Below are 19365 nucleotides of genomic sequence, written 5' to 3' on the forward strand. Positions count from 1 at the left end.
GCTACGCCTGCTCCAGGGCGCCGGCCTGGTGTTGCTGGCCCGTAACCTCGCCTGCCCGGCGGGCGAGATCGACCTGGCCATGCGCGACGGCGACGTCCTGGTGTTCGTCGAGGTGCGCGCGCGCCGCAGCGACGCCTATGGCGGCGCCGCCGCCAGCATCGGCCGCGACAAGCAGGCGCGGCTGGCACGCGCCGCGGCGCACTGGCTGCCGCGACTGGCCCGGCACTACTGGCGGGCCAGCATGCCGGCCGCCCGCTTCGACGCAGTCGTGTTCGACGGCGACCGGGTCCAGTGGCTGCGCGCGGCATTCGAGCTGGCTTGATTCCGGTCCGCCCGTGAGATAATCGCGCCCATGGATATGACCTCTCGAATGACGTCGCACTTTCGCGACGCCATGGCCACGTACGAACAAAGCATGAACGTGCTGGCCGAGCCGCTGGCGATCGCGGTGGACGTGCTGTTCGGCGCCCTCGCCAACAATGGCAAGATTCTGGCTTGCGGCAACGGCGGCTCGGCCGCCGACGCGCAACATTTCATCGCCGAGCTGGTGGGCCGCTTCGAGCGCGAACGCCTGCCCCTGGCCGGCATCGCCCTGAACACCGACACCTCGATCCTCACCGCGGTCGGCAACGACTACGGTTTCGACGAGGTCTTCGAACGCCAGGTCAACGCCTTCGGCCAGGCCGGCGACGTGCTGGTGGCGATTTCCACCAGCGGCAATTCGCCCAACGTGGTGCGCGCCATGGAAGCGGCCGCCAGCCGCGAAATGCACGTGCTGGCCCTGACCGGCAAGGGCGGAGGCGTCATGGGGGAACTCATTACGCCGATGGACGTCCATCTATGTGTTCCCAGCGATCGCACGATGCGCATCCAGGAAGTCCATATACTGCTGTTGCATGCGCTTTGCGACGGCATTGACGCTCTTCTGCTTGGAGACACCGAATGATTTCAGACGTCCGACACGCCACCCGCCCCTTGCTGCTCGCCGCGGCCCTGTCCGGCGCCGTGCTGTCGCTGTCGGCCTGCGCCCCCCTGATCGTGGGCGGCGCGGCCGCCACCACCGCGGTGGTGGTGACCGACCGGCGTACCTCGGGCATCCAGCTCGAAGACCAGAACATGGCCTTCAAGGCCCAGAAGCAGATCTCCGACAAGCTGGGCGACGCGGCGCGCGTGAACGCCATGGCCTACGGCGGCCACCTGCTGCTGACCGGCGACGTGCCCACCGAGGAAGCCAAGTCCCAGGCCACCGCCATTGCCCAGAGCGTCGAGAACGTCAAGCAGGTGATCAACCAGCTCACCGTGGGCCCGATCGCGTCCTTCGGCGTGCGCTCGAACGATACCTGGCTCACCTCCAAGGCCAAGACCGCGCTGATCAACACCAAGTACGTGCCTTCCGGCACCATCGCCGTGACCACCGACCATAGCGTCGTCTACCTGATGGGCAAGGTGACGCAGGCCGAAGGCGATTACGCCGCCAACGCGGTGGCCGACCTCGGCGGCGTGGCAAAAGTGGTAAAACTGTTCGAGACCATCAGCCGCGAGGAAGCGATCCGCCTGTCCAGCAGCGGCAGCAAGTCGACCACCACGGAAACCAAGGCCCCCATCGAAAGCGGCGCGGGCGCTGCCGACAGCGGCAGCAGCGCGCCCAGCAGCGGTGGCAGTGCCGTAGAAGCCATGCCCATCAAATGAAAAAAGCCATCGTAGCCCTGGCCGTCCTGGTGGCGGTCGGCGTCGGCGCCTGGTTCACCCTGCGCCCCGCGCAAACCGCCCCGAACGTCACCTTCACCACGCTGGAAGGCAAGACCTTCTCCATGCAGGACCTGCGCGGCAAGGTGGTGCTGGTGAAGTTCTGGGCCACCAGCTGTGTCACCTGCGTCAAGCAGATGCCGGAAACCATCTCCGCCTACAACGAGTACGCGGGCAAGGGCTACCAGGCGATCGCGGTCGCCATGGACTACGATCCGCCCAACTTCGTGCTGAACTTCGCCGAGAGCCGCAAGCTGCCGTTCCCGGTGGCGCTGGACACCAAGGGCGACATCGCCCGCGCGTTCGGCGACATCCGCCTGACGCCCACGGCCTTCCTGATCGACAAGCAGGGACACATCATCAAGCGCTACCTGGGCGAGTATGACGTGGCGGAATTCCACGCCACCGTCGAGAAGGCGCTGGCCGCGGGCTGAACCCGGTCCGCTCGGCCGCCGCCATGAACCGCCCGCCTGCCGGGCGGTTTTCATTTGGCCACGGCCGGCCGGCTGGGCTCGGCCACGCCTCGCGCCAATCCCCGGCCGCCCCCGCCCCCATGCCCGAAGCCAGGGCCTGGCCCAAAAAGAAACCGCCCGCATGAGCGGGCGGTTACGGCGGGGGAACAGGTCCGCTTCGCGATCAGAACGCCGGCACCACGGCGCCCTTGTACTTGTCGACGATGAACTTCTTCACCTCGGGCGAGTGCAGCGCGTTGACCAGCTTCTTGATCCCGGGCGCGTCCTTGTTGTCGGCGCGAGTCACCAGGATGTTGGCGTAGGGCGAATCGGAGCCTTCGATGAACAGCGCGTCCTTGGTCGGCACCAGGCCGGCTTCCAGCGCGTAGTTGGTGTTGATCAGGGCCAGATCAACGTCATCCAGCGAGCGCGGCAGCATGGCGGCCTCGAGCTCGCGGAACTTCAGCTTCTTGGGGTTCTCGACCACATCGGCGGCGGTCGCCAGGATGTTGGACGGATCCTTCAGCTTGATGATGCCCTGCTTCTGCAGCAGCACCAGGGCGCGGCCGCCATTGGACGGGTCGTTCGGGATGGCGACGGTGGCGCCGTCCTTCAGCTCGGCCAGGGTCTTGATTTTCTTGGAGTAGCCGCCGAAAGGTTCAACGTGGACCAGGGCGACCGGCACCAGCGTGGCCTTGCGGTCCTTGTTGAAGGTGTCCAGATACGGCTTGTGCTGGAAGAAATTGGCGTCGAGCTGCTTGTCGGCCAGTTGCAGGTTGGGCTGGACGTAGTCGTTGAAGACCTTGATGTCGAGTTCCACGCCTTCCTTGGCCAGCTGCGGCTTGACCACTTCCAGGATCTCGGCGTGCGGCACCTGGGTGGCGCCGACGACGATCTTTTCGGCGTGGGCGGCGGTGGCCGCCACCAGCAGGGCCGATGCCACCAGGGCGGAACGGACGAAATTCAAACGCATGAGTTGCCTCTTTTATAGGTAGGAATTGGGGGCAAATGCCCAGCCGGTGTGGAGAATCCCCCTTGTGAGGGGCGCTCCGTTGCGAAAACGCCCCCAATTTACCCCAATGCCGGTTATTTGTCGGGCATATCAACATGGGTTTAAAGCATAAGAAACCTGTGGGGACTACAATCCGTCGTATGCTTGCGCTACCGCGTTGCCAACGCGTTCCTGTGCAGGCATTTTTTTACTGCGGGACCTCTCGCCCCCACTGGGGGCAACGCCTTCGCGCCATCATCGGCACAAGGCTTTCAACCTCTAACTTTCATACCCTACTTATTGCCGACTTAGCTGCCATGACCGACACCCCCGACCCTGCTGCCGTCTCGTCTCCCGCTGTCAAAGCCGCGGTGCTCTCCGAAGCGCTGCCTTACATCCGACGATTCCACGGCAAAACCATCGTGGTCAAGTACGGCGGCAACGCCATGACGGAAGAGCGATTGCAGCGCAGCTTCGCGCATGACGTGGTGCTGCTCAAGCTGGTGGGGCTGAATCCGGTGGTGGTGCACGGCGGCGGTCCGCAGATCGACGACGCGTTGCGCCGCATCGGCAAGCAGGGCACCTTCATCCAGGGTATGCGCGTCACCGATGCCGAGACCATGGAAGTGGTCGAATGGGTGCTGGGCGGCCAGGTCCAGCAGGACATCGTCATGATGATCAACGAAGTCGGCGGCAAGGCCGTGGGCCTGACCGGCAAAGACGGCGGACTGATCCAGGCCCAGAAGAAGCTGATGGCCAACAAGGAAAATCCCGCCGAACCGATCGACATCGGCTTCGTCGGCGACATCACCCTGGTCGAGCCGGCGGTGGTCAAGGCCTTGCAGGACGACCAGTTCATTCCGGTCATCTCGCCCATCGGCTACGGTGAAGACGGCACCGCCTACAACATCAACGCCGACGTCGTCGCCGGCAAGATGGCCGAAGTGCTGGGCGCCGAGAAGCTGCTGATGCTGACCAACACCCCGGGCGTGCTGGACAAGGGCGGCAAGCTGCTGCGCAGCCTGTCGGCCCAGACCATCGACGAACTGTTCGCCGACGGCACCATCTCGGGCGGCATGCTGCCCAAGATCTCGTCGGCGCTGGATGCCGCCAAGAACGGCGTCAACTCGGTGCACATCGTCGACGGCCGCGTGCCGCACTGCCTGCTGCTGGAAATCCTGACCGACCAGGGCGTTGGCACGATGATCAGCTCGCACTGATGCGAGCGCTGCGCACCCTGCTGCGGCCGGCGGTGCGCCAGCGCCGCTCGCGCCGCACCGCCACAGGCGCCCCCGGGCGCCTGTGGTTGTTTGACCTGGACAACACGCTGCACGACACGTCGCACGCCATCTTTCCGCGGATCGACCACGGCATGACGATGGCCGTGGCCGAGGCGCTGGACGTGGACATCGACACCGCCAACGCGGTGCGCAAGCAGTACTGGCAGCGCTACGGCGCAACAATGATCGGCATGGTGCGCAACCATGGCATCGACCCGCACGCCTTCCTGCACCGCAGCCACGATTTCGACGTCAACCCACTGGTGCGCGCCGAAAAGGCGCTGGCCTACAAGCTGCGGCAACTGCCGGGCCGCAAGGTGCTGCTGACCAACGCGCCGCTGCATTACGCGCGCGCGGTGCTGCGCCGGCTGGGCATCCTGCGCCAGTTCGACAGCCTGTGGGCCATCGAGCACATGCGCCTGCATGGTGAATTCCGCCCCAAGCCATCGCCAGCGCTGCTGCGCTATGTGCTGGCGCGCGAGGGCGTGCCGGCGCGTCAGGCGGTGCTGGTCGAGGACACCCTGGCCAACCTGCGCGGCGCGCGCCGCGCCGGCCTGCGCACGGTGCATGTGTTCCATCCCGGGACCCCGTTTGCGCGCGGCCGCGCGCAACGGCCGTCGTATGTCGACTTGCGGGTAAACTCCGTCAGTGATTTGCTGCTGCGCCGACGCCCTTTGCGGGGTTGATCGCCGGCGCGCCCTCCCTCCTTCACCGTCAGCCTGCGTAACACCAGACCCGTCCATGGCGACCAAACCCGGCGAGCGCAAGACCCAGATTCTGCAGACCCTGGCCGAGATGCTGGAGCAGCCGCACGCCTCGCGCATCACCACGGCGGCGTTGGCCGCGCGCCTGGAGGTCTCGGAAGCCGCGCTCTACCGGCATTTCGCCAGCAAGGCGCAGATGTTCGAAGGGTTGATCGAATTCATCGAAACCAGCATTTTCACGCTGGTGAACCAGATCGCCATCGCCGAGCCCTACGGGCTGTCGCAGGCCCACCAGACGGTGTCGATGCTGCTGACGTTCTCGGAACGCAACAAGGGCATGACGCGCGTGCTGACTGGCGACGCCCTGGTCACGGAAGACAACCGCCTGCAGGAACGGATCAATCACATCAACGACCGCATCGAGGCATCGTTGAAGCAATCGCTGCGCATCGCCGTCACCGATGGCGGCCTGCCCCCCGAAGCCAACGTGGCCGCGCACGCCAGCCTGCTGACGCACCTGGTGCTGGGGCGCTGGCTACGGTACGCCCAGAGCGGCTGGCGCGTGGTGCCCACGCTGCACCTTGACGAACAACTGCGCCTGGCGCTTGGCTGACCTCATTCGCACCATAACACGAACGAATTAACGGTCTCGCGCGGCTGTGGTTGTGTCATTTGTTTGTTTTTATGCAACATTCGTAGGGTTGCGATTTTCGGCGGCCGACGAGCATAATCTCCGGATCGGTTTTCCGACAAGCACGATTGTCCCCCGAATTGACATCTATCAATACGGGTTTTCCTTAATGCCGTCACGATCATTCTGTAGCGTCGGCACTTCGCTTTGATCCAGCCTCGGGCTTGTCAGCGGCGTGCCGTCAGTTTGACCTCAACCGGAGATGGATATGACTGCGGAAACCGCTGTCCCTGCCTCGCAAGCCCCCAAGAAAACCAAAATACCGATCGGCCTGGTCGCCGGTTTCCTCGTCATGATCGGCGTGTTGATGATGCCGCTGCCCGCCGACCTGCCGGTCGCAGGGCATCGCATGCTGGCCATCCTGGCCTTCGCGGTGGTGGTGTGGATCACGGAAGCCGTGTCCTACGAAGCCAGCGCGATCATGATCACGACGCTGATGGCCTTCCTGCTGGGCACCGCGCCCACCATCAAGGATCCGCAGGTGGTCTATGGCACGTCGGCCGCCATCAGCATGGCCCTGACCGGCTTCGCCAACTCGGCGCTGGCGCTGGTCACCGGCGCCCTGTTCATCGCCGCGGCCATGACCTTCACCGGGCTGGACCGGCGCATCGCGCTGGTGACGCTGTCCAAGGTTGGCACCAGCACGCGCCGCATCCTGATCGGATGTATCGCGGTGACCATCGTGCTGAGCCTTGTGGTGCCCAGCGCCACCGCCCGCAGCGCCGCCGTGGTGCCCATCATGATGGGCGTGATCGCGGCCTTCGGCGTGGACAAGCGCTCGAACATCGCCGCCGGCATCATGATCATCGTGGCGCAGGCCACCAGCATCTGGAACGTCGGCATCCAGACGGCCGCCGCGCAGAACCTGCTGACCGTCGGCTTCATGGAGAAGATGCTTGGCCAGCGCGTGGCCTGGTCGGACTGGCTGATCGCCGGCGCGCCGTGGTCGCTGATCATGTCGGCCGTGCTGATCGTCATCGTCCTCAAGCTGCTGCCGCCGGAAAGCGACAGCATCGCGGGGGGCAAGGAAGCCGTCGAGAAATCGCTGCTTGAACTGGGCCCCATGACCGGCGCGCAAAAACGCCTGATGGCCGTGTCCATCATGCTGCTGCTGTTCTGGTCGACCGAAGGCAAGCTGCACAAGTTCGACACCACCTCGACCACCTACTTCGGCCTGGTCCTGTTGTTGCTGCCGCGCTTTGGCGTGATGACCTGGAAAGACGTGCAATCGCGCATTCCATGGGGCACCGTGATCGTGTTCGGCGTCGGCATCAGCCTGGGCACCGCGCTGCTGACCACGCAGGCCGGCCAATGGCTGGGCAACCAGGTGGTGGCGCACACCGGCCTGGACCACCTCGGCCCGCTGGCCATCTTCGCGATCCTGTCGGCCTTTCTGATCATCATCCACCTGGGGTTCGCCAGCGCCACCGCGCTGACCTCGGCGATGCTGCCGATCCTGATCTCGGTGCTGGCCACGCTGCCGGGCGACTTCAGCCGCCTGGGCATGACCATGCTGCTGGGCTTCGTGGTCAGCTACGGCTTCATCCTGCCGATCAACGCGCCGCAGAACATGGTGTGCCTGGGCACCGAAACCTTCAACGCCAAGCAGTTCGCCAAGGTCGGCATCCTGGTCACCCTCGTCGGCTATGCGCTGATGATGCTGATGGGCATGACCTACTGGCGCTGGCTCGGCTGGCTGTAAGGAGGTCGCATCATGAAGATCTCCATCGCCCAAGCCAATGAATACGGCCGCCGCGTGCTGATGGCGCAAGGCGTGCCGGAAGACATCGCCCGCGACGTGGCCGAGCACCTGGTGGAGTCCGATCGGGTCGGCTACACCAGCCACGGCCTGTCGATCCTGACCAACTACCGGCGTGTGCTGGGCGAAGGCCTGGCGCAGGCCGACGGCCGCCCCGAGCTGCTCAACGACCGTGGCGCCATGCTGGCCTACGACGGCCACAACGGCCTGGGCCAGTACATCGGCAAGGTCGTGATCGAGAAGGCCATCGAGCGCACGCAGGAGCACGGCCAGTGCATCCTGACGCTGCGCCGCAGCCACCACCTGGGCCGCATGGGCCATTACGGCGAGATGGTGGCAGCCAAGGGCCTGATCCTGCTGGCCTTCACCAACGTGATCAACCGCGCCCCCACCGTGGCGCCGTTCGGCGGCGCGCGCGCCTGCCTGACGACCAATCCGCTGTGCTTCGCCGGGCCGCTGCCGGGCGGCCGCCCGCCATTCATCGTCGACATGGCGACCAGCTCGATCGCGGTGAACAAGGCCCGCGTGCTGGCGGCCAAGGGCGAACAAGCGCCGCCGGGATCGCTGATCGATGCGCAGGGCAATCCGACCACGGACCCCGGCGCGCTGTTCACCGATCCGCCAGGCGCGCTGCTGCCGTTCGGCGGCCACAAGGGTTACGCGATGGGCCTGGTGGCCGAGCTGCTGGCGGGCGTGCTGTCCGGCGGCGGCACGATCCAGCCGGAGCATCCGCGCAACGGGGTGGCGACGAACAACATGTTCGCGCTGCTGCTGGATCCGCAGGTGGACTTCAATACGGACTGGCGCTCGATGGAAGTGGGCGCGTTCATCGACTACCTGCATGCCTGCCCGCCGCAACCGGGCGTGGACGGCGTCCAGTATCCGGGCGAGTACGAAGCCCGCAACCGCGAGCTGAACGCGGAGTCGCTGGAATTCGCGCCTCCCATCTGGGAGGGATTGAAGAAGCTGGCCGCGGACTTAGGGGTGCCTGAAGCGTTGCCTTGAGGATTTGTGTTTACGGTTGTTTTTGCGGGCGGCTCAGGGGTTCTTGAGCCGCCCGTTGCGTTGGCGGGCGGGGGCGGCGGGGCTACGATTGCGGTCCGGAGCGTTCGCTCCGGACTGCCCCTTCGTCAACCTCGTACGCCTTCGGCTCCCTACGGTTTCCCTCGGGCGCATCTACACGCCCCGCCGCCCCCGCCCGCCAACGCAACGGGCTCACGTCGTCTCGGGTTCAACATCGCAGGGGCGAATTGGGTGCTTGGCGTTTTTGCCAGCGACGGAGGGGGAGAGGAGGATCTTGCGGGGCCCGCCCAAAGCCGGCCGCGCGGGCGGCCTTTTTGGGCTTGCGCGATGAGGGGCGTCGAGGGGGCGGCGGCGGAGCCGCTGGTGAGGGACGTGTGATGTTCATCGGCATCGTAGGTTGAAGACTGACTGACGGCTACCACCACATCGAAAAGCGGCCAATGCCGCATCGAAAAGCAGCGCTCTCGGATGCATCAGAACGCGCCGCGCACACAAGTAGCCCAACCGCGCGCAGCGAACCCCGCCCCGACGCCAGACACCATGTATACCGATGATGGCCGTCCGCGCGGCCATCATCGGCGGGCGACGCAAGACTCTCTCCTTACCCCACGCTGCAGCAGCGTCACATTTCTCGACAGCGGTAGCCCGGTGCGGGTGGCCTACGAAGCAAAACGCTCAGCTCTTGACCGACCGATGCCGACTGATGCTCATCATGATCCCAAACGCAATCCCCATGGTGAACAAGGCTGTCCCCCCATAGCTCATGAACGGCAATGGCACCCCGACCACCGGCAGAATCCCCGTCACCATGCCCACGTTCACGAACACATAGATGAACAGCATCATCGTCAACGCCCCGGACAGCAACCGCCCGAACTGCGATGACGCGCGCGAAGCGATGGTCAGGCCGCGGGCCATCATCAGGCCGTACAACACCAGGATGGCGATGCCGCCGTACAGGCCGAATTCCTCGGCGTAGACGGCGAAGATGAAGTCGGTGGTGCGTTCGGGAATGAAGTCCAGGTGGGTCTGCGTGCCCTTCATGTACCCCTTGCCGTAGACGCCGCCCGAGCCCACCGCGATCATCGACTGGATCGTGTGGAAGCCCTTGCCGAGCGGGTCGGAGCTGGGGTTGAGCAGCGTGCAGACGCGGTGCTTCTGGTAGTCGTGCAGCACCACCCAGTTGACGTCCGGTTCGCACAGCTGGTCTTCGTAGTAGACAAGCGTGCCGATGCCGATGATGCCGGCCAGCATGACGGGAACCAGCAGCTTGAACGACAGGCCGGCGAAGTAGATGACGAAGAAACCGGCGCCGAACACCAGCAGCGCGGTGCCCAGGTCGGGTTGCAGCACGATCAGGCCGAAGGGGGCCGCCAGCATCGCGGCGGCGGCCAGGAAGTCGCGGATGCGCACGGCGCCCTCGTGGCGCTGGAAGTACCAGGCCAGCATCATGGGCACGGCGATCTTCATCATCTCGGACGGCTGGATGCGGGTCACGCCCAGGTTGAGCCAGCGCGTCGCGCCCTTGCTGGTCTCGCCAAAGAATTCCACGCCCAGCAGCAGCACCACGCCGACCACGTAGAACGGCAGCGCCAGCTTCATCAGCCACTTGGGCGGGATCAGGGCCATGGTCCACATGGCGAAGAAAGCGATGATGAAATTGCGCGACTGCTCGGCAAAGCGCCAGTCGGTGCCGCCCACCGCCGAATGCATGACGGTCAGGCCGAGCGCGGCGAACATCATCAGGATCGCCAGCAGCGGCCAATCGAAGGCCGTGAAGACGCGCAGCAGGATCAGGCCGAGACGCTTCATTGTTGGCGCACCAGGTCGGAGGTGATGTTTTCGACCGAGGCCGTCGACGCGTTGCGCTCCGGGCGCTGGATCTTGTCCTGGCGGTCCTTGGACAGCCAGTAGTCGAACACCTTGCGCGCCACTGGCGCGGCCACGCTGGCGCCCCAGCCGGCGTTCTCGACGATCAGGGCGACCGCGATGCGCGGGTGTTCCAGCGGCGCGAAGCCCATGAACAGGGCGTGGTCGCGAAGGCGTTCGTCGATGGCGCTGGCGCGATAGTGCCCGCCGCGCAGGCTGAACACCTGGGCCGTGCCGGTCTTGCCGGCGGCCTGGTAGGGCGCATTGGCAAACGCGCGGCGCGCGGTGCCGGCACGGACCACGTCGGCCATGGCGTTCTTGATGACGTCGACGTTGGCCTGCTTGAGCGGAATGCGGTAGTCGGGCGCGGACTCGGTGGGCTTGGCCACGCCCGAGCGCGGATCGCGCACCGCGTGCACCAGGTGCGGACGGCGGTACAGGCCGTTGTTGGCCAGGGTCGAGGTGCCCTGCGCCAGCTGCAGCAGGGTGAAGGCGTTGTAGCCCTGGCCCACCGCCACGGAGATGGTCTCGCCGGCGTACCAGCGCTGGCGCTCCTTGTCCTTGTAGGCCGAGCGCTTCCAGTCGGTGGACGGCAGCACGCCGCGCTTTTCGCCTTCGAGGTCGATGCCGGTGATCTGGCCAAAGCCGAACTGCTTGGTGAAATCGTGCAGCGCGTTCACGCCGATCTCGGGGCCGAGCGAATAGAAGTACGTGTCCGACGACACCACGATGGCCTTGTGCATGTCGGTCATGCCGTAGGCGGCGCCGCCGGCGTTGCGGAACTTCTGCCCGCCAAACTCGAAGTAGCCCGGGTCGGAGATGCGGTCGGTGGCGCGGCGCTTGCCCAGCTCCAGCGCCGCCAGGCCGACGAAAGGCTTGTAGGTCGAACCGATTGGATAGGTGCCGTACAGGGGACGGTTGATCAGCGGATGGTCCGGCGACTCGTTCAGCATGCGCCAGTTGTCCACGTCGATGCCATCGACGAACAGGTTCGGGTCGAACGAGGGCTGCGACACGAACGCCAGCACCTCGCCCGTGTCGGGGTCGATCGCCACCAGCGCGCCGCGCTGGCCCTCGAAGGCCTCCTCGGCCACTTTCTGCAGGCCCAGGTCGATCGACAGCATGATGTCCGAGCCGGGCACCGGGTCGATGCGGCGCAGCGTGCGCATGGGACGGCCGCCCGCGGTCACCTCGACCTCTTCCAGGCCGGTGCGGCCATGCAGCGCTTCTTCCCAGGTCTTCTCGATGCCCTTCTTGCCGATGACGTCGGTGCCGCGGTAGTTGCCCAATTGGCCGGCGCGCTCGAGTTCTTCGATGTCGCCCTCGGCAATGCGGCCGATGTAGCCAACCACGTGGGCGGCGGACTGGCCTTGCGGATACTCGCGCACCCAGCGCGCGCGCAGCTCGACGCCCGGGAACTGGAAGGCATGGGCGGCGAACCAGGCCGCCTCGGTTTCGTTGAGGTTGTTGCGCAGCTGCAGGCTGGCGTAGCGGCTGGACTCGGCCGCGCGGCGCTTGAAGCGGCGCTGGTCGGCCGGGCTGATATAGACCACCTGCGTCAGCCGCTCGAACAGCGCATTCATGTTGCCGGCCTGGGCCGGCACCACTTCGAGCGTGTAGGTGCGGTAGTTGCGCGCCAGCACCTCGCCGTTGCGGTCGAGGATCTCGCCGCGGCGCGGCGGAATCGGCACCACCGCGATGCGGTTGCGGTCGGCGCGCTCGGACAGGCCCTCGTAGCGGTCGACCTGCAGGTACCAGAACCGGCCCACCAGCACGCCGAAGCAGGCCAGCGCGAAGATGCCGCCCACCCAGGCGCGCAGGCGGAAGCGCTGCTTCTGCTGCTGGCCGGTTTTCTTGAATTCGAACATGGGACGCGGCGCCGCCGTCAGGCGGAGGAAGATTCGGCGTCGTCGGCGCCGCGCTGCGGCAAGTGCAGCACCCAGCCCGCCAGCGGCCACAGGGCGGCCGTGATGGCCACGCTGACGCCCCAATCCCAACCCGGCCACTTGCCGGCCAGCCAGGCGTGGATGATCTGGGTGAGGAAACGGGCGATCAGGAACACCGGCAGCATGTGCATGGCCTGGCTCCAGAGGTCGAACCGTTGCAGGCGGCGGTGCAGCACCACGGCGCCATAGGCGACCAAGGTGTAGGACAGCGCGTGTTCGCCGAGCAGGCCGGCGTCATGCACGTCCATCAGCAGGCCGAAGAAGAAGGCGGTGAACAGGCCGACCCGGCGCGGCTCGTGCACGCACCAGAAGGCGATGATCAGGATCAGGACATCCGGCGCGCCCTGCCACAGGCGCCAGGGCAGCAGCGACACCAGCCAGACCAGCAGGATGGTGCCCCAGACGAAGACCCCGTGCGCGGGGCCCGACAGGCGTTCCGGGTGCACGTTGCTGGGCGTGCCCAGGCGGCGCCGGGGTTGCCCGGATGATGGTTGATTAGTCCGATCCACCGGAATCGACCTCCTGACGGTTGGACTCGGCACGTTCCACATCCACCTGCAGGACCAGGAAGTGGCGATAGCGTTCAGGGTGGGCCAGCGGCTCGCAGACGGCGCGCGCGAAGCCGGAAGCGGTGTCGCGCTCGACCGAGGTTACCTTGGCCACCGGCAGGCCGGCGGGAAACAGCCCGCCGACGCCGCTGGTGACGATGGTATCGCCTTCCTTGATGTCGGCATTAGCGGCGAGGTAACGAACTTCCATCTTGCCGGGAGAATTCCCGCCGAAGGCGATCAGCCGCAGGCCATTGCGCAGCAACTGGACCGGGATCGACACCTGTTCGTCGGTGACCAGGGCGGCCTCGGCCGTCATGGGCGTGACGCGCACGATCTGGCCGACCACGCCGCCTTCGTCGATCACCGGCATGCCCGGCGCCAGGCCGGCCTTGCTGCCCTTGTTGAACACCAGCCGCTGGTTGAAGGCGTTGGTGGGTTCGTACAGCACTTCCACCACCACGGCCGACTGCGCCACGGTGTCGGTGACGCCGAGCAGGCGGCGCAACTGGGCGTTTTCGGCGGCCAGCTGGGCGGCGTGCGTGGCCACCTGGGCCAATTCGATGCGCTGGCGCTGCAGGGCTTCGTTTTCAGTGCGGATGAGGTTGGCGGCGTTGACCCATTCGTTGACCTGTTGGACCAGGTCGCGCGGCGCCATGACGGCGCGCTGGAAGGGGTAAAGCGCCACGGACATCGCCCGGCGCGCCGGTTCCAGCATGCGCCATTGCGAATCCATGATGATCAAAGCCAGTGCCAGGACGACCAGGATGACCAGCCGCACCTCCGCCGGAGGGCCGCGCCTGAATAGGGGAGGAGTCCCTTGTCGTTGCATGAATCTCAGCCCGGGCGCCCGCGCCCGCAGCCCCCGCAGCGGCCGGAGCCGTGGAAAAGCGGGGCTCCGGGCTGGCGGGCAGAATTAGTCGTTGATGAAGATGGCGCCCAGTTTCTCAAGGTGTTCCAGCGCCTCGCCGCAACCGCGCACGACGCAGGTCAGGGGATCATCGGCGACCACCACCGGCAGGCCGGTTTCTTCCTGCAGCAGGCGGTCGAGGTCGCGCAGCAGCGCGCCGCCACCGGTCAGGGCGATGCCCTTGTCGGTGATGTCGGCGCCGAGTTCGGGCGGGGTCTGCTCCAGGGCGATCTTGACGGCCGAGACGATCTGGTTGAGCGGATCGGTGAGCGATTCCAGGATCTCGTTGGACGAGACCGTGAAGCTGCGCGGCACGCCTTCGGCCAGGTTGCGGCCCTTGACTTCGATTTCACGGACTTCGGAACCCGGGAATGCCGAGCCGATTTCCTTCTTGATCAGTTCGGCGGTGGGTTCGCCGATCAGCATGCCGTAGTTGCGGCGGATGTAGTTGACGATGGCCTCGTCGAACTTGTCGCCGCCAACACGCACCGAACCCTTGTAGACCATGCCGCCCAGCGAGATGACCGCCACTTCGGTGGTGCCGCCGCCGATGTCCACGACCATGGAGCCGCTGGCGTCGGAGACGGCCAGGCCGGCGCCGATGGCCGCGGCCATGGGTTCTTCGATCAGGAACACGTGCGAGGCGCCGGCGCCGAGGGCCGATTCGCGGATGGCGCGGCGTTCCACCTGGGTGGAACCGCAGGGCACGCACACGATGATGCGCGGGCTGGGGGCCAGCATGTTGCGCGGGTGCACCATGCGGATGAACTGCTTGAGCATCTGCTCGGTGACCGTGAAGTCGGCGATGACGCCGTCCTTCATGGGCCGGATGGCCTCGATGTTGCCGGGCACGCGGCCGAGCATCTGCTTGGCTTCGTGGCCGACGGCCTGGATGATCTTCTTGCCGTGAGGCCCGCCTTCATGACGGATCGCGACCACGGAGGGCTCATCGAGCACGATGCCCTTGCCGCGGACGTAGATCAGCGTATTGGCGGTACCGAGGTCGATCGCCATATCGCTGGAAAAATAACTGCGCAGGAATCCGAACATGGGAGCTCAGCTAAATTCTGGGGGGAATTGGGGTCATGCCGCGGGGCGTACGACCCAGGAAAGCCTGGGTGCGCCTGTCATCACGGCGATTAAACCGTGAATCATAACTTATAATTTCCCCGGAAATAGCGCATAAATGCAGGCTATTCAAGCTTTGTAACGGGTTTGGCATGTGCATACTGCCCAGTCCCGCCCCTCGGCCTCCGCTTCTCGATATTCGCACTCCCCATGGCGCTCAATGACACAGATGTGGCCCGCATTGCCAGGCTGGCCAGAATCGAACTGACCCCGGACCAGCGCGCCCACGCGCAGGCCGAACTCAACGGCATCCTCCACCTGATCGAACGGCTGCAGGCCGTCGACACCCAGGGCGTCGACCCCCTGGCCCACCCGTTGTCGGCCCACGAGGACATCGTGCTGCGCCTGCGCCAGGACGCCGTGACCGAAACCGCCTCGGAGGCCCGCCGCGCCGAACTGCTGGCCAATGCTCCCGACGCCCAGGACGGTCTTTTCCTGGTCCCCAAGGTTCTCGATTAAGCCATGACCCAACCCGCCCTGCATACTCAATTCGAGGGGATCGCCGCCCTGCGCGCGGCCCTCGCCCAACGCCAGGTCAGCGCCGTCGAACTGGCGCAAAGCTCGCTGGCGGCCGCCGAGGCGGCCAGCGGCCTGAACGCCTTCTTACATATTGATGCCGAATTGACGCTGGCCCAGGCCCGCGCCGCCGATGCCGCGCTGGCCGCCGGCAATGCCGGCCCGCTGGCCGGCGTGCCCATCGCCCACAAGGACGCCTTCGTCACCCGCGGCTGGCGCACCACCGCCGGCAGCAAGATGCTGGACGGCTACGTCAGCCCGTTCGACGCCACCGTGGTCGAGCGCCTGCAGGCCGCCGGCGCCGTGTCGCTGGGCAAGCTCAACTGCGACGAGTTCGCCATGGGTTCGGGCAACGAGAACTCGGCCTACGGCGCGGTCCGCAACCCCTGGGACCCGGCCGCCGTGCCCGGCGGTTCGTCGGGCGGTTCGGCCGCGGCGGTCGCCGCCCGCCTGGTGGCCGCCGCCACCGGCACCGACACCGGCGGTTCGGTGCGCCAGCCCGCCGCGCTGTGCGGCGTCAGCGGCATCAAGCCGACCTACGGCACCGTGTCGCGCTACGGCATGGTCGCCTTCGGCTCCAGCCTGGACCAGGCCGGCCCGCTGGCTCCCAGCAGCCGCGATCTGCTCGAACTGCTGGATGTCATCAGCGGCTTTGATCCGCGCGACGCCACCAGCCTGGAAAAATGCGACGCCGCCGTCAACGAACCGGGCCGCGTGCGGCGCGATTTCGATGCCGCGCAAGGCAGGTTCGACGCCGCCGGCAGCCAGCCCCTGAAAGGCCTGCGCATCGGCGTGCCCGAGGAATACTTCGGCGCCGGCCTAGCCCCGGACGTGGCCGCCGCGGTGCAGGCCGCGCTGGCCCAGTTCGAAGCCCTGGGCGCGGTGCGCGTGCCGGTGTCGCTGCCGCGCACCGAGCTGGCCATCCCCGCCTACTACGTCATCGCCCCCGCCGAAGCGTCGAGCAACCTGGCGCGCTACGACGGCGTGCGCTACGGCCACCGCGCCAAGCAGTACGGCGACCTGAACGAGATGATCAGCCGCTCGCGCGCCGAAGGCTTCGGCGACGAGGTCAAGCGCCGCATCCTGATCGGCACCTACGTGCTGTCGCATGGCTATTACGACGCCTATTACCTGCAGGCCCAGCGCCTGCGCCGCATGATCGCCCAGGACTTCCAGCGCGCCTTCGCCGGCCAGTGCGACGTCATCATGGGCCCGGTGACCCCGACGGTAGCCAAGAACATCGGCGACAACCGAGACGACCCCACCGCCGACTGGCTGGCCGACGTCTACACGCTGGGCGTCAGCCTGGCGGGCCTGCCCGCGATGTCCGTGCCCTGCGGCTTCGGCGGCGCGGGCCGCCGCCCCGTCGGTCTGCAGATCATCGGCAACTACTTCGACGAAGGCCGCCTCCTGGCCATCGCCGACCGCTACCAACAAGTCACGACGTGGCACAAGGCCACGCCGGCCCAGCAGGACGCCTAAGCATGAACTGGGAAATCGTCATCGGCCTGGAAACGCATACCCAGCTTTCCACCGACTCCAAGATCTTTTCGGGCAGCAGCACCGAGTTCGGCGCCGCGCCCAACACCCACGCCAACGAAGTCGACCTGGCCTTGCCGGGCAGCCTGCCGGTCATGAACCGCGGCGCCGCCGAACGCGCCATCCGCTTCGGCCTGGCGGTCGGCGCCGAGATCGCGCCGCGCTCGGTGTTCGCGCGCAAGAACTACTTCTACCCCGACCTGCCCAAGGGCTACCAGATCAGCCAGTACGAGTTGCCGGTGGTGGTGGGCGGTTCGCTGTCGTTCTTCGTCGGCGAGGAAGAAAAGACCGTCAACCTGACGCGCGCGCACCTGGAAGAAGACGCGGGCAAATCCTCGCACGACAATTTCACCCTGGCCAACGGCTCGCCGGCCAGCGGCATCGACCTGAACCGCGCCGGCACGCCGTTGCTGGAAATCGTCACGGAACCGGAGATGCGCTCGGCCGCCGAGGCCGTGGCCTACGCCCGCGCCCTGCACAGCCTGGTGGTGTGGCTCGGCATCTGCGACGGCAATATGCAGGAAGGCTCGTTCCGCTGCGACGCAAACGTCTCCGTGCGCCCGGTCGGCCAGAAGGAATTCGGCACCCGCACCGAGATCAAGAACGTCAACTCGTTTCGCTTCCTGGAACGCGCCATCACCTATGAAGCGCGGCGCCAGATCGAGCTGATCGAGGATGGCGGCACCGTGGTCCAGGAAACCCGCCTGTACGACGCCGACCGCGACGAAACCCGCAGCATGCGCAGCAAGGAAGACGCGCACGACTACCGCTACTTCCCCGATCCCGACCTGCCCACGCTCGTGATCTCGCGCGAATGGGTCGACGAGGTCCGCGCCGCCATGCCCGAACTGCCGGCCGCCCAGCGCGCCCGCTTCGAGTCCGAGTATGGCCTGCCGGCCTACGACGCCGCCCAGCTGACCGTCAGCCGCGACCTGGCCGCCTATTTCGAGGCCGTGGCGCACGCGCTGCCGGCCGGCCAGGCCAAACTGGCCGCCAACTGGATCATGGGCGAAGTGGCCGCCACCCTGAACAAGGAAGAAAAGGCCATCGCCGACGCGCCGGTGCAGGCGCCGGCCCTGGCCGCGCTGATCAACCGCATCATCGACGGCACGATCTCCAACAAGATCGCGCGCGAAGTGTTCGGCGCCATGTGGGCCGGCGAGAACGGCGGCCAGCCCGACGCCATCATCGAAGCCCGCGGCCTCAAGCAGATCAGCGACACCGGCGCCATCGGCGCCATGATCGACGAGGTGCTGGCGGCCAATCCGGCCATCGTCGAGGAGTACCGCGCCGGCAAGCAGAAGGCGTTCAACTCGCTGGTCGGCCAGATCATGAAGGCCGCTCGCGGCAAGGCCAACCCGCAGCAGGTCAACGACCTGCTCAAGCAGAAGCTGGATAGCTGATCCCCGCGCCGGCCCGTCATCACGAGGACCGGCGCAGTATCAGACCGAACCGAAGGCCGCGGCATCTTGCCGCGGCTTTTTTTTTGGCCAAGAATGGTTCGGTCGATTTCGCGCCGGAGACTTGGCCATGAACTACATCGAGATCAGCAGCAACGACCTGTTGCACCGCTTCGCCGACTACCTGCAGGCTGTCAGCAACGGGCAGCATTTCATCATCGCCGTCGATGGCGTGCGTCGCGCCAGGCTTACCCCGGTCCTGCCCGAAACGTCCCTGGACGCCCACGACGCCCTGGAGGCCATGAAGCGGCTGACCACGGCAGCACCGGTTTCCCACGAGATGATTCGCTCGTGGATCGAGGAAGGCCGTGAATGAACACCATCCATTTGGTGCCTGATGCGTCAGTTGCACTTGCGTGGTTGCTGGAACGCGTCGACCTCCACGAGTCCCTGCTTGCCCAACACCTGCTGGAAGTCGCGCACGGCTCGCACAACACCGTGCCGCACATCTGGCGCGTGGAAGTCGCGAACGGCGTCTTGCGCGCCGAACGCAGCCAACGCATTTCGGAACGCCAGGTCGCCGCGTTCAATCAACTTCTCGACAGCCTGCCCATTTCCCCCGACTCGTACGATCCGGCTGCCAGTATCTTGCGCACCTGCCAGCTCGCACGGGCCCATGGGCTGACCGCCTACGACGCCAGCTATCTCGAACTGTCCATGCGGCATCGGGCCTGCCTGGCCACCTTTGACCGCAAGCTGGCGGATGCGGCACGAGCCAGCGGCGTCACCGTGTTCGGGCAGCCCCACGGCGTTGCGGAACCCACCGCGCGCTATCTGCCTAGATGACAAAAGGCGGCCCATGG

20 protein-coding genes are annotated in these 19365 nt (G+C 66.4%); 14 read left to right on the forward strand and 6 right to left on the reverse strand.

The annotated features are described in order from the left end of the window. The 4 genes from AruCF_RS24375 to AruCF_RS24390 form a co-directional block, all read left to right on the forward strand. Positions 1-322, forward strand: a 322-nt coding sequence (locus AruCF_RS24375) for a YraN family protein (RefSeq protein WP_254431149.1), incomplete at its 5' end; no start/stop codon positions are given. A gap of 30 nt (positions 323-352) precedes the next feature. Continuing rightward, the gene (locus AruCF_RS24380; RefSeq protein WP_006389868.1) at positions 353-946 is read left to right on the forward strand and encodes a phosphoheptose isomerase; all 594 of its coding nucleotides are present in this window, start codon (positions 353-355) and stop codon (positions 944-946) included. Beyond that, positions 943-1689 (forward strand): BON domain-containing protein, encoded by a 747-nt coding sequence (locus AruCF_RS24385; protein ID WP_049076891.1) that lies wholly within the window; start codon positions 943-945, stop codon positions 1687-1689. The genes AruCF_RS24380 and AruCF_RS24385 overlap by 4 nt, the downstream gene beginning before the upstream one ends. Further along, positions 1686-2180: a peroxiredoxin family protein gene (locus AruCF_RS24390; protein WP_049076901.1), complete on the forward strand. Its 495-nt coding sequence runs from the start codon at positions 1686-1688 to the stop codon at positions 2178-2180. Before AruCF_RS24385 ends, AruCF_RS24390 begins: the two co-directional genes overlap by 4 nt. Before the next feature lie 202 nt (positions 2181-2382). Here AruCF_RS24390 and AruCF_RS24395 read toward each other — a convergent pair whose 3' ends face one another. Continuing rightward, positions 2383-3171 (reverse strand): MetQ/NlpA family ABC transporter substrate-binding protein, encoded by a 789-nt coding sequence (locus AruCF_RS24395; protein WP_049076905.1) that lies wholly within the window; start codon positions 3169-3171, stop codon positions 2383-2385. A gap of 335 nt (positions 3172-3506) precedes the next feature. On the opposite strand from AruCF_RS24395, the gene argB reads away from it, so the two are divergent. From argB to AruCF_RS24420, 5 genes are all read left to right on the forward strand, one after another. Then, positions 3507-4409, forward strand: a complete 903-nt coding sequence (gene argB / locus AruCF_RS24400) for an acetylglutamate kinase (protein WP_026382124.1) — start codon at positions 3507-3509, stop codon at positions 4407-4409. Then, positions 4409-5155: a pyrimidine 5'-nucleotidase gene (locus tag AruCF_RS24405; RefSeq protein WP_049076907.1), complete on the forward strand. Its 747-nt coding sequence runs from the start codon at positions 4409-4411 to the stop codon at positions 5153-5155. Before argB ends, AruCF_RS24405 begins: the two co-directional genes overlap by 1 nt. A 55-nt stretch (positions 5156-5210) precedes the next feature. Further along, a complete protein-coding gene (slmA, locus tag AruCF_RS24410; protein WP_049076910.1) occupies positions 5211-5786 on the forward strand; it encodes a nucleoid occlusion factor SlmA in 576 nt (191 codons plus the stop codon). Between the two features lie 286 nt (positions 5787-6072). Next, positions 6073-7566, forward strand: coding sequence for a DASS family sodium-coupled anion symporter (locus AruCF_RS24415; RefSeq protein ID WP_080977523.1), 1494 nt, complete (start codon positions 6073-6075; stop codon positions 7564-7566). A 12-nt stretch (positions 7567-7578) separates the two neighbouring features. Continuing rightward, positions 7579-8628 (forward strand): Ldh family oxidoreductase, encoded by a 1050-nt coding sequence (locus AruCF_RS24420; protein WP_049076915.1) that lies wholly within the window; start codon positions 7579-7581, stop codon positions 8626-8628. A gap of 693 nt (positions 8629-9321) precedes the next feature. On the opposite strand, the gene rodA is transcribed toward AruCF_RS24420, so the two are convergent. From rodA to AruCF_RS24445, 5 genes are all read right to left on the reverse strand, one after another. After that, the gene (rodA, locus tag AruCF_RS24425; RefSeq protein ID WP_049076918.1) at positions 9322-10458 is read right to left on the reverse strand and encodes a rod shape-determining protein RodA; all 1137 of its coding nucleotides are present in this window, start codon (positions 10456-10458) and stop codon (positions 9322-9324) included. After that, a complete protein-coding gene (gene mrdA, locus AruCF_RS24430; protein ID WP_049076920.1) occupies positions 10455-12383 on the reverse strand; it encodes a penicillin-binding protein 2 in 1929 nt (642 codons plus the stop codon). Before mrdA ends, rodA begins: the two co-directional genes overlap by 4 nt. Positions 12384-12400: 17 nt before the next feature. Then, positions 12401-12970, reverse strand: coding sequence for a rod shape-determining protein MreD (mreD, locus tag AruCF_RS24435; RefSeq protein WP_049076923.1), 570 nt, complete (start codon positions 12968-12970; stop codon positions 12401-12403). Further along, positions 12957-13841 (reverse strand): rod shape-determining protein MreC, encoded by an 885-nt coding sequence (gene mreC, locus AruCF_RS24440; protein WP_049076925.1) that lies wholly within the window; start codon positions 13839-13841, stop codon positions 12957-12959. Before mreC ends, mreD begins: the two co-directional genes overlap by 14 nt. A gap of 84 nt (positions 13842-13925) precedes the next feature. Further along, positions 13926-14969, reverse strand: coding sequence for a rod shape-determining protein (locus AruCF_RS24445; protein ID WP_006216320.1), 1044 nt, complete (start codon positions 14967-14969; stop codon positions 13926-13928). 228 nt (positions 14970-15197) lie between these two features. Between AruCF_RS24445 and gatC the strand changes: the two genes are divergently transcribed. From gatC to AruCF_RS24470, 5 genes are all read left to right on the forward strand, one after another. Next, positions 15198-15506, forward strand: a complete 309-nt coding sequence (gatC, locus tag AruCF_RS24450) for an Asp-tRNA(Asn)/Glu-tRNA(Gln) amidotransferase subunit GatC (RefSeq protein ID WP_049076928.1) — start codon at positions 15198-15200, stop codon at positions 15504-15506. A gap of 3 nt (positions 15507-15509) precedes the next feature. Further along, positions 15510-17045, forward strand: coding sequence for an Asp-tRNA(Asn)/Glu-tRNA(Gln) amidotransferase subunit GatA (gatA, locus tag AruCF_RS24455; protein ID WP_049076929.1), 1536 nt, complete (start codon positions 15510-15512; stop codon positions 17043-17045). A 2-nt stretch (positions 17046-17047) separates the two neighbouring features. Further along, the gene (gene gatB / locus AruCF_RS24460) at positions 17048-18505 is read left to right on the forward strand and encodes an Asp-tRNA(Asn)/Glu-tRNA(Gln) amidotransferase subunit GatB (protein WP_049076931.1); all 1458 of its coding nucleotides are present in this window, start codon (positions 17048-17050) and stop codon (positions 18503-18505) included. A 127-nt stretch (positions 18506-18632) separates the two neighbouring features. Continuing rightward, a complete protein-coding gene (locus tag AruCF_RS24465) occupies positions 18633-18878 on the forward strand; it encodes a hypothetical protein (protein ID WP_049076933.1) in 246 nt (81 codons plus the stop codon). Beyond that, positions 18875-19348 carry a type II toxin-antitoxin system VapC family toxin gene (locus AruCF_RS24470; protein ID WP_049076936.1) on the forward strand — a complete coding sequence of 158 codons (474 nt, stop codon included), beginning with the start codon at positions 18875-18877 and terminating at the stop codon, positions 19346-19348. The genes AruCF_RS24465 and AruCF_RS24470 overlap by 4 nt, the downstream gene beginning before the upstream one ends. The last annotated feature ends 17 nt before the right edge of the window (positions 19349-19365 follow it).

The sequence above is a fragment of the Achromobacter ruhlandii genome, from assembly GCF_002082135.1.
GTDB lineage: Bacteria > Pseudomonadota > Gammaproteobacteria > Burkholderiales > Burkholderiaceae_B > Achromobacter > Achromobacter ruhlandii.

What these genes read in the sequence shown, in the direction of transcription:
- AruCF_RS24380 (WP_006389868.1), top strand. Translation starts at nt 353, where the DNA reads ATGGATATGACCTCTCGAATGACGTCGCACTTTCGCGACGCCATGGCC.
- AruCF_RS24385 (WP_049076891.1), top strand. Translation starts at nt 943, where the DNA reads ATGATTTCAGACGTCCGACACGCCACCCGCCCCTTGCTGCTCGCCGCG.
- AruCF_RS24390 (WP_049076901.1), top strand. Translation starts at nt 1,686, where the DNA reads ATGAAAAAAGCCATCGTAGCCCTGGCCGTCCTGGTGGCGGTCGGCGTC.
- AruCF_RS24395 (WP_049076905.1), bottom strand. Translation starts at nt 3,171, where the DNA reads ATGCGTTTGAATTTCGTCCGTTCCGCCCTGGTGGCATCGGCCCTGCTG.
- argB (WP_026382124.1), top strand. Translation starts at nt 3,507, where the DNA reads ATGACCGACACCCCCGACCCTGCTGCCGTCTCGTCTCCCGCTGTCAAA.
- AruCF_RS24405 (WP_049076907.1), top strand. Translation starts at nt 4,409, where the DNA reads ATGCGAGCGCTGCGCACCCTGCTGCGGCCGGCGGTGCGCCAGCGCCGC.
- slmA (WP_049076910.1), top strand. Translation starts at nt 5,211, where the DNA reads ATGGCGACCAAACCCGGCGAGCGCAAGACCCAGATTCTGCAGACCCTG.
- AruCF_RS24415 (WP_080977523.1), top strand. Translation starts at nt 6,073, where the DNA reads ATGACTGCGGAAACCGCTGTCCCTGCCTCGCAAGCCCCCAAGAAAACC.
- AruCF_RS24420 (WP_049076915.1), top strand. Translation starts at nt 7,579, where the DNA reads ATGAAGATCTCCATCGCCCAAGCCAATGAATACGGCCGCCGCGTGCTG.
- rodA (WP_049076918.1), bottom strand. Translation starts at nt 10,458, where the DNA reads ATGAAGCGTCTCGGCCTGATCCTGCTGCGCGTCTTCACGGCCTTCGAT.
- mrdA (WP_049076920.1), bottom strand. Translation starts at nt 12,383, where the DNA reads ATGTTCGAATTCAAGAAAACCGGCCAGCAGCAGAAGCAGCGCTTCCGC.
- mreC (WP_049076925.1), bottom strand. Translation starts at nt 13,841, where the DNA reads ATGCAACGACAAGGGACTCCTCCCCTATTCAGGCGCGGCCCTCCGGCG.
- AruCF_RS24445 (WP_006216320.1), bottom strand. Translation starts at nt 14,969, where the DNA reads ATGTTCGGATTCCTGCGCAGTTATTTTTCCAGCGATATGGCGATCGAC.
- gatC (WP_049076928.1), top strand. Translation starts at nt 15,198, where the DNA reads ATGGCGCTCAATGACACAGATGTGGCCCGCATTGCCAGGCTGGCCAGA.
- gatA (WP_049076929.1), top strand. Translation starts at nt 15,510, where the DNA reads ATGACCCAACCCGCCCTGCATACTCAATTCGAGGGGATCGCCGCCCTG.
- gatB (WP_049076931.1), top strand. Translation starts at nt 17,048, where the DNA reads ATGAACTGGGAAATCGTCATCGGCCTGGAAACGCATACCCAGCTTTCC.
- AruCF_RS24465 (WP_049076933.1), top strand. Translation starts at nt 18,633, where the DNA reads ATGAACTACATCGAGATCAGCAGCAACGACCTGTTGCACCGCTTCGCC.
- AruCF_RS24470 (WP_049076936.1), top strand. Translation starts at nt 18,875, where the DNA reads ATGAACACCATCCATTTGGTGCCTGATGCGTCAGTTGCACTTGCGTGG.